The sequence below is a fragment of the Cellulosilyticum ruminicola JCM 14822 genome (assembly GCF_001311925.1).
In the GTDB taxonomy this organism is placed as follows: Bacteria; Bacillota; Clostridia; order Lachnospirales; family Cellulosilyticaceae; genus Cellulosilyticum; species Cellulosilyticum ruminicola.
Map to the genome: position 1 here is coordinate 72,819 of NZ_BBCG01000004.1, position 13,226 is coordinate 86,044.

Genomic DNA, 13,226 nt, shown 5'->3' on the forward strand with positions numbered 1-13,226 from the left:
CTGTAACTTTCCTAATATAATTTCACTATCATCTAACACTTGATTAATCAGGTTTTATACCAAACAATCCACTCTTCAATTTGTTCCTTATTAAATAAGTGTGTTGAATAGTTAATTGTACAATATACCTTTCCTAGTTCTTCTGACATTTCAAGAGATACATCAAATGTAGTATAAGTACCTTTCTCTTCTCTTACTATTCCTTTAACTTCACCCAATTCAACTCCTTGCATATGTCCATTTTCATAGATAAACATCGTATCAAATAAAGGATTTCTATTAATATTTCTTGGTACTTTTAATTCATCTAAAAGCTCTTCCATAGGATAATCTGCATGTTCATATAACTTAGTACACATCTCTCTTACATCTTTTAAGTAGCTTTTAAATGATTGCGTTTGCTTTGGCTGTACTCGTAATGCTAAACTCTGAGCAAACATCCCTACCGTTTGATCATATTCTCCATCATTTCTTCTATCCCATGGCGTACCTATACAAAAATCTTCTTGGCCTGCTAAACAACCTAAGAAAGTAGTCCATGTACTTAAAAAATATATAAATGTAGTTGTTCTCTGCTCTCTTGCCTTTATTTTTAATTTTTCTAATGTATCTGATTCTATTGTGAAATGTACTGTATCTCCTTTAAAATCATTCACTTCTGGACGTACACCCTTATATGGTAAATTTAAAGGATTTGGTAGGGGAGTCAATACGCTACTCCACCATTCTTTTTTTGCTTTACTTTCATTTGATTTTAAGTTTGCACTTTCCTCATATACAAAGTCGCAATATGAACGTTTATCGCTCGTTAACTCCCTACCATTTATACTTTCTACAAATTCACTCATTATAATATCTATAGATGTTCCATCAGAAATTATATGATGAAAATTAAATAGGAAATGATTTTCACCATTCTCATCTATTAACGTTCCTAAACGCCAAAGAGGTGCTTTAGCTAAATCAAATGGTTTGCGCCATCTCTTCTCAAATTCTTCTCTTGACTCTTCTTTTAGATTCCCTTGAATAACCTCAATTTCTATCTCGTTTGCTATAGATCTAACTAGCTCTCCATCTTTTATTTGATAACTACATCTTAACATTTCATTATTTGTAGTTATTTTTTCAAAAGCCTTTTTAAACAATGTGAGATTAGGTGTTCCATTAAGCTGTATATCTCCACATATTTGATAAGCTTCATTACCACCTTTTAACTTAGATAACACATATATACGACGTTCTTCTGCAGATAAACTTAGCCTTGACTCTTGTCTATTTTTTTTTTACTAGATTCTGGTGTAAAACCTTCCAAAACCTTAAATTCAAATCCTCCCTGACGAAGTTCATTTACGCTTTCATATATTACATCATATATCTTTTGTTCATCTTCATCAGTATGCTCTATAGAGAAGAAACATGTACGTCTTTCCCAAACATATACACCCTTATTTTGCATTAACTTAAATAATAAGTTTAATTCTAAACCAAGTAATGGCATATTAGTTGCAACAAGAGATTCGAAACGATACATAGATCCAAAGTTTACAGCATGTAGAGGTACTTCTTCTTCCATAAAGAACTCATTAATTCGTTCTACAAATCGAGCTGTACGGCTATTTGCTTCAGCAATAAGTTGATTTCCTTCTTTTTTAAGTCTTCTTAATACTGCACGACAGGCTGCCATTGTTAATGGATGTTTACAAAATGTTCCTGCAAAAAATGTAGTTGGTACAATTGGCATTGACTCATCTCCAAATGACCAATATCCCCCATCAACTGCATCTAGATATTTACTAGATCCTGTAACTATGCCTATAGGCATACCTCCAGCTACTAATTTTCCATATAGCGCCATATCTGCTTTAATATCAAAGAAAGCTTGTGCACCACCTAATTCAATACGGAAGCCGGTAATCATTTCATCAAAAATCATTGCTATGCCATATTCTGTACAAATCTCTCTAAGTTCTTGTAAAAATTCTTTTGGTTGTAAACTTGGGTTACGACTTTGGACTGGTTCAACTAATACAGCTGCCAGTTCATTCGCATGTGCCCTTACAAATTCTAATGTTTCTCTACTACCATATTGGCAAACCATTGTATCTTCTACCATAGATTGTGGTATACCTATATCCATCGGTCTACTGCCACTATCTTCAGCTTCTGCTAACACCCCATCAAAACTTCCATGGAATGATGTAATAAAACGTACAATCTTATCTCGTTTACTTACAGCTCTAGCTAATCTAATAGCAACCATAACTGCTTCTGAACCAGTATTACAGTATGCAACTCTTTCACATCCTGTTAATTCACAAATTAAATCAGTAACCTCTCCTACTAAATCTGTTTGTGGTCCTAATTCAAACCCTTCTCTAATTTGTTCATTAATTGCTTCATTAATAAATGTTGCATTATTGCCAAAGAATCCAACTCCATAACCCATTGCTGTATCAATATATTCATTTCCATCTATGTCCCAAAATTTAGATCCTTTAGAGTGGTCTGACACTAATGGATATACAATTTCTTTTGTGCTTGTACTAAAATTAAGAGATGAAATCCAATCAGCTAAATGTGCTCTATTATCTTGAGAATATGCTTTAGATTTCTTTGTTTTTTGTGTATATTCTGTAATGAATTCATCTAAAAATCTCTGTTGCTGTGGTGTTAATTCATCACTAGCAAATTGCATATTTCTTGATGCGCTTGCCATAAGTTGACCTTCATCCGTACCCTTTTTTACTTCAGAAGTAGGAATATGTTTCACTTCAGTTTCTTCTTGTGTAATGGCTACTTCTTCATTTGTTATTTGTTCTAACTGGATACTATCTTGAATTTCAAAATTTGTATTTCCTAAAAGTGCTAATTGTTGTTTTATAATTGTTAACTGGTCCTTGAAAATACTTTGTAAATCATCACATTCTCTATTTGATGTATTTTGAATCACAGGTATACTTGCTTTATGTTGCTCTACAGGTTTACTTACTTTGCTTAAAACCGTTCTATTTACTTGTGGTTTATTCACTTCAATTTTATTTTCTTGTACCTTATTTACTTCTACTTGATTTGTATATTCTAATACACTAGGATTTTTCTCACTTACATACTCAAGAATCGCATTAATTGTATGTAATGTAGTAAAGAATACATTTACAGGAATCATTACTTGATACTGTGCATTAATTCTCTTACTTAACTGCACTAGCATAAGTGAATCTACACCTAATGCAAATAAATTAAGCTCATCTGTAATTGTTTCCTTACTAACTCCTGTTACTTGTGAAATTAATTCCCTTAACTTATTCTTAATTACACTACTTAGCTGTTCTTCCTTCATTAAGCTATCACTCCCCATCATATGCTTATTGATGCCTTCGTCTATTAGCCACACTCTACTTCGCTCATAAGATGTATGTGGTAAGTTTTCTACTCTTTCTACCCTATGATCTTTATAAATTTCCTTCCACTTAATATCTATTCCTTTTTCCCATAACCAACCCAAGCTTGTTAATATCTGCTTATAATCTGACTCATTTTTGCGTATGCAAGGTAACATCATATATTTATCATCTTGTAAATTTTGAGCTACTAATCCACATAATGTTGCTGTTGCACCTATTTCGAGAAATACCGTTGCACCTAACTCTGTAGAAGTCTCAATTGCTTGTACAAAATTTACTGTACTTACAAGATGTTTTTCCCAATAACTTTCATCTATTACTGTATCTATTACTTTTCCTGTCACAGTAGAAATCATAGGAATTTGAGATTTTGAAAATTTAATTCCTTGTAATTGTTCTTTTAATTTCTTAGAATCCTCAGTCATTAAAATGGAATGAAATGCACTTGAAACACTCAAGGTTTCTGCAAATATATGAGCCTTTCTAGCCTTTTTCTTAACAGCTTTTATACTTTCTAAACCACCTGAAATAGTTACATTTTGAGGTGCATTAATTGCTGCGATTGAAACATCTTCATACTCTTCTATTAAGCTTGATGCTATCTTCAAATCAGTTAATAATGCTACCATTTTTCCGCTTACTTTAGTTTCATCCATAACTCTTCCGCGTGTAGCAACCATTTTTACTGCTGTTTCTAAATCCATTATTCCTGCAACATAAGCTGCTGCATATTCCCCTATACTATGTCCAATAACTAAATCTGGCTTAACTCCTAGTACCTTTAAAAATGCCGCAAGAGATACTTGTACTGAGAAAATCATAGCTTGTGCATAGCTATGTTTTGCAAGTAAGCTTTCATCTAATTCATAAATAAGCTTAATAATAGAATTATTAATAAATGGACTAAAAAGCTGATCAAGTTTCTCTAATTGATTTCTAAATGCTGCACTATATTTATATAACTCATAAGCCATCTTACTATACTGTGATCCTTGTCCTGTAAATAGCCAGACTACTTTATCTAATTTTCCTTGATTATTAATGTCCTTCTTTATCGCCTTACCTAATTGTTCCTTTAACATTTCTATGCTATTGGTTTGAATGGCTAAACGGCATCCAAGTTGTGCTCTACTTATATTTAATGACTTACATAAACTAATTAATGAAGTAGTTGGCTTGTCACACCAGCTAATTAATTGTTGTATATTTTCTTTTAGTGCATTATTTGTTCTTGCCGAAATAGTACAAATTTGTTCTATAGATTCTTCACTTACATCCATATTATGCAAACTCTCTCTGTCTTCCAAAATTAAGTGTGCATTTATCCCGCTTAATCCTAAAGAAGTTATTCCTGCTATTCGTTTACCTGATTTATATGGCCATTCTATTGTTTTATCAACTACCTTAAATGGTAGTGATGTCCAATCTACTAACTTATTTCCTTGCTTAAAATGAAGGTTAGCTGGTAATTTACCATATTTCATTGATACTAAAATTTTGCATATACCTGCCATACCTGAAGCCATTTCTAGATGACCTATATTTGATTTAATACTTCCTACATATAATGTTTCTTTTCTACTACCAAATACATTTCCTAATGCATTTAATTCTTGAGGATCTCCAAGTCTAGTTGCTGAACCATGTGCTTCTATATAATCAATCTCATTTGAATCAACTTCAGCATCCATTAACGCCTCAGTAATTACTTTACTTTGTGCTAATCCGCTTGGAACAGTAAGTCCTCCACTATGACCGTTATGATTTACTGCACCGCCTCGAATGATTCCCCAAATATCATCTTTTTGTTCTATGGCATCATCTAATCTTTTTAGTATTAATACTGCTCCACCTTCGCCTCTTACATAACCATCCGCATCTTCATCGAAACTACTACACTTATTAGTATCTGATAATGCACCTAATGACTCAAAACTTTCTTGCATATCTGAATCTGCATGTATACTAATTCCACCAACTATTGCTGATTCACAAGTTCCTGTTCTAAGTTGTAACATAGCTTGATGTATCGCTACTAAAGATGATGAACATGCAGTATCTATCGCCATACAAGGTCCATTTAAATTGAATACATATGAAAGCCTTCCAGCTGCACTATTTGGCATAGTCCCTGTAACAGAATATGCCCCAAATCCTTTACCTACTTTTTTACCTAAGTAAGCATAATCATTTTGCATAATAGCTACAAATACACCTGTTCTGCTATTTCCTACACTTTTAGGATTAATGCCCGCATCTTCAAAGGCTTCCCAGGTCATCTCTAGCAAAATTCGTTGCTGTGGATCCATGGCTTCTGCTTCTTTAGGTGAAATACCAAAAACAGAGGATCAAATTGATCAATATTTTCTAAGAAGCTACCATTTTTAATCTTTCCATCTCTGCTCCAATGTGTATCAGGAATTTCAGTAATAGGATTTATCCCACTTTCTAACATATTCCAAAATGCTTCTGGTGAATTTACATCATTAGGAAATCTACATGCCATTCCTACGACTGCAATTGCACTATTACTTGTCCTACTTTTCTTTTTCCCAACTACTATATTTTTCTTCTCATTTAAATCTAACACTATTTTTTCAGATATAGTATTTATAGTAGGGTAATCAAGTAATATTGTGACGGCCAATCTAATACCTAAACATTCTTGTATATTTTTGTGAAATTCAACTAGTCTAAATGAATCTATACCTAAATCAAAAAAGTTTTCATCATCACTAACTTCTGATATTAAGACCATCTTTTTAACTTCTTGTCTAATAATTTCCTTTACATATGTTATGTCATTTAACTTTTCTTTTTTATCTAGTTTTATTAATTTTTCACTTTTACACTTATCTATTTCACAGATATTTCCCTGTTTCAGGTTCTCTATAAGCTTAAATCTTTGCACTTTACCTGTATGTGTTTGTGGAATCTCATCTACTCTAACAACAGACCTTAGCCTTATTCCCAATGAAATTAGGACAGTTTGTCTAATATGCTCAGCTAACTCTATAAACTCGAATTTATCAGTATCATACTTTATAAAAATTACCAGCTCTTCTGCACCAGTTTCTTCATCGAAATAACCACACGCTATACAGTGCTCAAGTTCCCCAGTTTGTGTTGATTCTTTTATAAGCTTTTCAATATCGTTAGGTATATAATTTACTCCATTGATAATGATCATTTCTTTTTGTCTACCAATAATCACAAGATGTTTGTTATCTATAAATCCCAAATCTTGAGTATCCAACCATCCTTTCTCATCAATAGCACTGGTTATTGCACCATTACTGTTATAATAACCTTGCATAACACAAGGTCCATTCACTTTGATATGTCCTACAAATCCATCAGCTAATGTTTTTTCTTCATCATCAGTTATCTGTACTTCACAGCAATCACATACTTCTCCACATTCAACAAATGTAACAGTTTCTTCATTCTCTTCATCTCGTTCTTGAATACACTTGCCTACAATTAGTTTGTTTCTATCCACTATGTATCTTTTAAAATCCTTCCCTAACTGCCTAATTGCTACGGCCATAGTCATCTCTGTTAAACCATATCCTGGTGCTAATGCTTTTCTACTAAGATGCCATTTCTTTAACACATTGTAAAAGCTATCACAAATGTTATATGAAATAGGCTCAGCGCCTATAACTATGCTTCTTATACATCTTAAATCCCACTGTTCTAATTCTGCTGCTTTAACATCATATACCTCTAAAAATTTTTAATCCAGTATTAGATGTTGCTAAATATGTTGCACGATATTTATTAACACTTGATAACCATAATTGTGGATTTAAAGTAAATAAATTGGTTGTCATCTGATACTGATTAATATCTAAAAACATAGGAATAAAGTGAAATCCTATAAGTCCAAATATATGTGTATTAGGTAACCAATTAAGAGAAACATCTTCTTTCCCTAAGTGTAATGCTGAAATAAAGCTACGCATGTTAGCTAAAATACTTCCATGAGTTAATATAGCTCCTTTAGGTTCTCCTGTTGATCCAGATGAATAAAGAATGAGCGCTATATCTTGTTCATCTAACTTATATTCACTTAACTCACCTTCACACTTTGGTAGTTCAAATGGATTAACAAGTTTCTTTAATATATCTTCTAAAATAGGCTCATTAATTTTGGTAGCATACTGTTCTAACTTTTGCTGATACTTAATATCATCTGTGATTAACCATGCTTGTTGAATCTGTTGCCATACATTAAATAATCTATAAAATTCATTTTTATTATTAATAAATGGAAGTAATACAGGTATCATTCCCCCCATTAAACATGCCCAATATGTAATAAAGAACTTTTTCTCATCTCTTACCTGTATTAATACATAATCCTTTGCTTGTAGTCCTTGTTGTTGATATTTAATAAGACACGTTTTTGCTTCATTTACTAATTCTTCATACGAAATACCATTAACTTCTTGTTTAGCATTTAAAAAATAAATTTTCTGCCTACTCTTTTTTACACTATAGAGAACTTGAACTAAATTCCTTTTTTCATTTTGCATACATATCCCCCATTAGTGCTTATAATATTTATGTAATCCATAATTAGCAATCATCATCTGTTGTACTTGAGATGTTCCTTCTATAATTTCTAATACTTTTGCTTCTCTAAATAAACGCTCAGGTGCATATTCATTCCAGCATCCATTTCCACCAAATACTTGTACTGCATCTGCTGTTACTTGATTTGCTATCTTAGAAGTATAGTATTTAGCAACATTAGTTTCCATAACTTGATCTCTATGATTTTCATTACGTAACTGCCCAACGTGAATACATAAGCTTCTTGCCGCATGTACTTTAGTAACTGCATCTGCAATCATTTCTCTTACTAATTGGAATTCTCCTATTTTCTTTCCAAATTGTTCACGTTTTCTCGAATAAGTTACCATTTCTTCTAACGCTCTTTCGCTAAGTGCTAACCCTGCCCATGCAATACTATAACGTCCATAAAATAATGCTGTATTTGCAACAAAATTAAATCCTGCTCCTATTCTTCCTAAAACATTTTCTTTAGGCACTTTAACTTCATCAAATGTAATATGCGCCATCTGAGCCGCCCTACCTGCTAACATACCTTTCATAGGTTCTACTTTAATACCTTGCATTGATTTTTCTACAATAAACGCTGTAACAGTTTTTTCATTTGCAGCGATTACTAAAAATATATCTGCTAATGCACCAAATGAAATCCATTTTTTAGAGCCATTTATTACATATGCATCTTCTTCTTCTCGATATGTCGTTTTTACAGCAGTTGCATCTGTTCCTGTTTCTGGTTCAGAAAGTGCAAAGCATCCTATCTTTTTTCCTTGTGCAATATCATATAAATATCTTTCTTTTTGCTCTGAACTTCCTAGCTTAAGTATTGTTTCCCCAACTAGTGATGTATGTACAGTTAATAATGTTCTTGTTGCACAACATGCTTTTCCTATAATCTCAGTAAAGTAACCATAGTCTAATGCATTTAATCCAAGTCCACCATATTCAGTCGGCAAAATGGCACCTAAAAATCCTCGCTCCGCCATTTCTTGAATTACTTCATTATCTATATAGCCTTGTTCTTCAAACTTGCTTGCATTTGGTCTTAAAACTTCATTTACGAACTTTTCTGCTTCTATTAGAATAGGATTTTCATAAATGCTTTTCATATTATCCCTCGCTTTTCTCTACTAATTTTACCATTTGCTGTACTGAACTAAAGTTAACTAAATTAATATCTTCATCTGCTACTTCAATCTTAAATTCATCTTCAATGAAATCTAATAAACGCATTGCAAATATTGAAGTCACAAACCCTTTTTCAAATATATTATCATCATCCGCTAATGTAATATCTTCATCAAACACATCCATATTACCTATAATAAAGTTCCTTATGCTTTCACGTGCTTGTTCATAGTTTTCCATTCTATACTCCTCCTAAACTTATTTTTTTCTTTCATCATCAACAATAATTTTTATATATGGTGGATACTCTTGAATAATAGATAAATCATTTTCAAATAAGATTCTCTTATCTTCCTTTTTCTTTTGAACAAAATTAGCTAATTGATATGTAATCAACATTTGTCTATTACGATCTGTTCTTATAAAATCTGCTTGCAGAACTTCTTGTGCACTTTTAGCACGTTTCATTAAAAATGAAAGTAATACAGTTCCCACTCCTCTTGAAACAGTTCTACATGACATTAATAGCAATCTAATAATACTCCTATTATCTATGTGTTCTACAAGTACCAATCCTATCTTTCCATAGCTTCCATACTTATCTGTAAGTTCACATACCCATACATCATAACTAGGCACATCAAGCAATTCTTTTAATTCATCATATCCATATTGAATACCTGTTGAATTTAATTGATTAGTACGTATTGTTAATTCTTCAGCTCTTTTTAAGTCATACTCTTGGGCTCTAGAAATTCTAATCTCCATGTTTAGGCTTTCCAAAAACTCTATAGATGTTCCTTCATAATGTGTTTCATCATATACACGTTTTTCTTGTTCCAAATACATTTGTCGACGTCTCTTACTATCCTCTGTAATAACTTTAGGATTTAGACGTTCCATATTAATTAGCTCTTTATAATCTATTGCGTCCACAATCATTACTTCAGGATATACACTTGCTACTTCATCTCTTTCAAATGGCTGATCATCTATAAATACTAGCGTATCTCTATTGATATTTATCTGTTCTGCTATACGTGCTATAGCTGTGGATTTTGCTCCCCATCCTACTTGAGGTACTAAAAAGTAATGTGCTATCTCAAATTCTTCTAATTTTTGCATTACATCTGATAAATCATTTTTACTAGCAATTGAATTCAAAATTCCTCGTTCATCTAATGTCTTTAATATTTCTTTTATTCCTGGCTTTAAGGAAACTGCATCCCCTTCTAACAAAGTTCCATCCCATAAAGTATTATCCAAATCCCATACTACACATTTAACATATTTCAATGCCTGACTCCCCTTTTATAAATTGATTAGTATTTATAAAAACCTCTACCACTCTTTCTTCCTAATAATCCTGCTGCTACCATCTTTTTAAGCAATGGACAACATCTAAACTTAGGATCTTGATACTCCTTGTATAATACATCCAAAGAATTTACAACTGTATCTAACCCAATAAGATCCGCTGTTTCTAATGGCCCCATTTTATGGGCATAACCCATTCTAAAAATAGCATCTATATTCTCAGGATTTGCTACATGATCTTGTACTAAAAAAGCTGCTTCATTCATAAATAAATGAGATAATCTATTAGCAACAAACCCTGGGAAGTCATTTACCTTTATTAATTTCTTTTGCATACTATTTAATAACATTCTTGCTTCATTTATTGTTTCTTCTGAAGTATGAAAACCAATAACAGTCTCTACTGCTTCTTTTAATGGAACTGGATTCATAAAATGCATACCAATCACTTTATCTGGTTCATTCATTAATGATGCTATCTGAGTGATTGAAATACAGCTTGTATTTACACCATAATATGTACCGAGTGAACATACTTCATTAAGTTCTTTATAAACTTTACTCTTTACTTCTATATCTTCAGTTACATTTTCAATTACCCATTCTACATTTTCAAAACCTGTATAATCTGTTGTAAAACTTATTCGACTCATAATATCTTTAGAATCCCATGTCTGTAGCTCATTAGATAACATACGATATTGTCTAATATTTTTCTTCATAATCTTTTTAGCTTTTTCTAAAACATCTTCATCTTTATCTTTTAATATAACCTCATATCCATAAAACGCTGCTGTTGCAGCAAGATCTACTCCCATTACACCGGCTCCAACCACTGCAATTTTTCGCATATTATTTCTCCTTTTTTTATTTCCTATTTTTTATTAAGTACATAAATTGCACCACCATATCCAATGACACACCATATAATGAGTCTAATATAATGAACAGAATTAACACTAAATGTTGTACATGCCATTGAACTACGTAAAACTTCTGCCATTGAATAAATTGGAAGTACATGATGAACAGCTTGAAGCCATCCTGGTAAACGGTCTATAGGGAAATTAATAGGTGAAAACATTAACGAACCAAAGGCAATAACTTGTGATAATGACATAGCTGCTTGAGGTGAAAATGCATATGAAAATCCATATCCAACACCAATACAAGTTAATGCTGTTAATATAAAGCCTGGGATAATTGTCCATGAAATAGCATACCCTGGATGAAAAATAAAATGAGAACATACTGTTGAAATAATAATTCCTGGTAATGTAACACATAACCAAATTAATGTATCTACTAATATAATAACTGATCTTCTGACAGGTAATGTACGTAAAAAATCAATATAACCTTCTACTTTAGCATTTGAATTTTGTATAGGTAAACTAACAAGCCCTATCATAATTAAAATCATTGTAGGTGCACCTGTAGCTAAAAATAGTACACTACTTTGATCTATATCTGCGTATAAATAAGTAAAACCAATAGCAATTCCTAATGCAAAAAGAATATGAATTAACATAAAGAATGTTAATGTGCCACCACATCTAATAAATTGTAAATTAAATACATACTTAAATTGTTTTGCGTAACTCATGATTTTTCCCCTCTCTTTCCTCTGTTAATTTAACATATACATCTTCGAGTGTAACTTCTGATAATGAATAGTCTGTAATTTCGCCATTACTCGTTTCACTTCGTGCCCATTCAATAGCTCTTGTTACGTTCTTTTCTTCCATAGCTAATGACATACGATTTCCTTCAAACCGAGATGATACTATCCAGCTTGGTAAACTAATTTGGTCTTGAGGTATTAATGTTGTAAATTCTAGCCTTAAATTATTTGTCATAGATTCTTTTATGCTACTTGGTGTTCCTTGTATTATCATCTTACCACTGTCTAAAATAGCAACCTTATCTACAGCAGATTCAGCTTCTACAACATTATGTGTAACTAATATAACTGATCTACCTTCTTGGGTAAGTCTTCTAATTTCTTGCCATAAATATCTTCTTCTTACAGGGTCTACATCATTGGTAGGTTCATCTAAAATAATGACGTTTTTTGATTGAATAACAGCCATACAAAATGCTGTTAAACGTTTTACTCCCCCAGATAAATGTCTTCCTTCAACTTTAGCCCAACGTTCAATGTCTAATGCTTCAAATAATCTATCACGTTCTTTATTTACTTCTTCGATACTTCCACCTCTCATTTTTCCCATGATAGCAACTACTTGATTAGGTGTTAATTCTCCTATAGGAACTTGCGCTTGTGGTTGAACGGAGCACAAAAATCTTCCCATTTCAGGATTTTTTACAATAGAATGATCTAATACTTTAATTTCTCCTTTAGTTGGTTTTACTAATCCAAGTATTTGATTAACTAATGTTGTTTTTCCAGCACCATTATGACCTAATAATCCTAATATTTCCCCCTCCTCTACTACTAAGTTAATGTTGTCATTAGCTACAATCTCAGTTCCTTTCTTCCCCTTGTAAATTTTGGTTACTCCCTGAATATCAATCATATCACACCTCACATTATTAAATATTTTTACCATAAGCGTTAATTTATAAACAAAATTTTCCAGTAATAAATTCAATAAAAATAGGAAACCTCTATAGTCTAATACTACTCAGATTAAGAGATTTCCCATGTATATCGCAAGATTAGTATTTAGACTTTTTAAACTTTTTAAACTTTTTATACTTTTTATACCATCTTTTATAGAAAAAGTTTAAAAATTAACTAGTTTTATGAAACGTCATTCTAAACTTCTACCT

General features: G+C 32.0%; 9 protein-coding genes and 1 pseudogene. All 10 read right to left on the reverse strand.

The window, feature by feature from the left end; all coding sequences use genetic code 11:
• Positions 1 to 47: 47 nt before the first annotated feature.
• Positions 48 to 1,226: a condensation domain-containing protein gene (locus JCM14822_RS02525; RefSeq protein WP_054739353.1), complete on the reverse strand. Its 1,179-nt coding sequence runs from the start codon at positions 1,224 to 1,226 to the stop codon at positions 48 to 50.
• A 29-nt stretch (positions 1,227 to 1,255) separates the two neighbouring features.
• On the reverse strand, positions 1,256 to 2,716 hold the full coding sequence (locus tag JCM14822_RS24755) for an aspartate aminotransferase family protein (protein ID WP_408606172.1): 1,461 nt from the start codon (positions 2,714 to 2,716) through the stop codon (positions 1,256 to 1,258).
• A 386-nt stretch (positions 2,717 to 3,102) separates the two neighbouring features.
• Positions 3,103 to 7,086 (reverse strand): annotated as a pseudogene (locus JCM14822_RS24760) (phosphopantetheine-binding protein); the annotation flags it as partial.
• 37 nt (positions 7,087 to 7,123) lie between these two features.
• Positions 7,124 to 7,945, reverse strand: coding sequence for an AMP-binding protein (locus JCM14822_RS22390; RefSeq protein ID WP_054739356.1), 822 nt, complete (start codon positions 7,943 to 7,945; stop codon positions 7,124 to 7,126).
• Between the two features lie 12 nt (positions 7,946 to 7,957).
• Entirely contained in the window at positions 7,958 to 9,094 is a 1,137-nt protein-coding gene (locus JCM14822_RS02545; protein ID WP_054739357.1) for an acyl-CoA dehydrogenase family protein, read from the reverse strand.
• Position 9,095: 1 nt separating this feature from the next.
• Entirely contained in the window at positions 9,096 to 9,353 is a 258-nt protein-coding gene (locus tag JCM14822_RS02550) for an acyl carrier protein (protein WP_054739358.1), read from the reverse strand.
• A gap of 18 nt (positions 9,354 to 9,371) precedes the next feature.
• Positions 9,372 to 10,409: an HAD-IIIC family phosphatase gene (locus JCM14822_RS02555; protein ID WP_054739360.1), complete on the reverse strand. Its 1,038-nt coding sequence runs from the start codon at positions 10,407 to 10,409 to the stop codon at positions 9,372 to 9,374.
• Between the two features lie 26 nt (positions 10,410 to 10,435).
• Positions 10,436 to 11,281: a 3-hydroxyacyl-CoA dehydrogenase family protein gene (locus JCM14822_RS02560; protein WP_054739361.1), complete on the reverse strand. Its 846-nt coding sequence runs from the start codon at positions 11,279 to 11,281 to the stop codon at positions 10,436 to 10,438.
• 23 nt (positions 11,282 to 11,304) lie between these two features.
• Positions 11,305 to 12,036, reverse strand: a complete 732-nt coding sequence (locus JCM14822_RS02565; protein ID WP_054739363.1) for an ABC transporter permease — start codon at positions 12,034 to 12,036, stop codon at positions 11,305 to 11,307.
• Entirely contained in the window at positions 12,014 to 12,970 is a 957-nt protein-coding gene (locus JCM14822_RS02570; RefSeq protein ID WP_054739365.1) for an ABC transporter ATP-binding protein, read from the reverse strand. Before JCM14822_RS02570 ends, JCM14822_RS02565 begins: the two co-directional genes overlap by 23 nt.
• Positions 12,971 to 13,226: the final 256 nt, after the last annotated feature.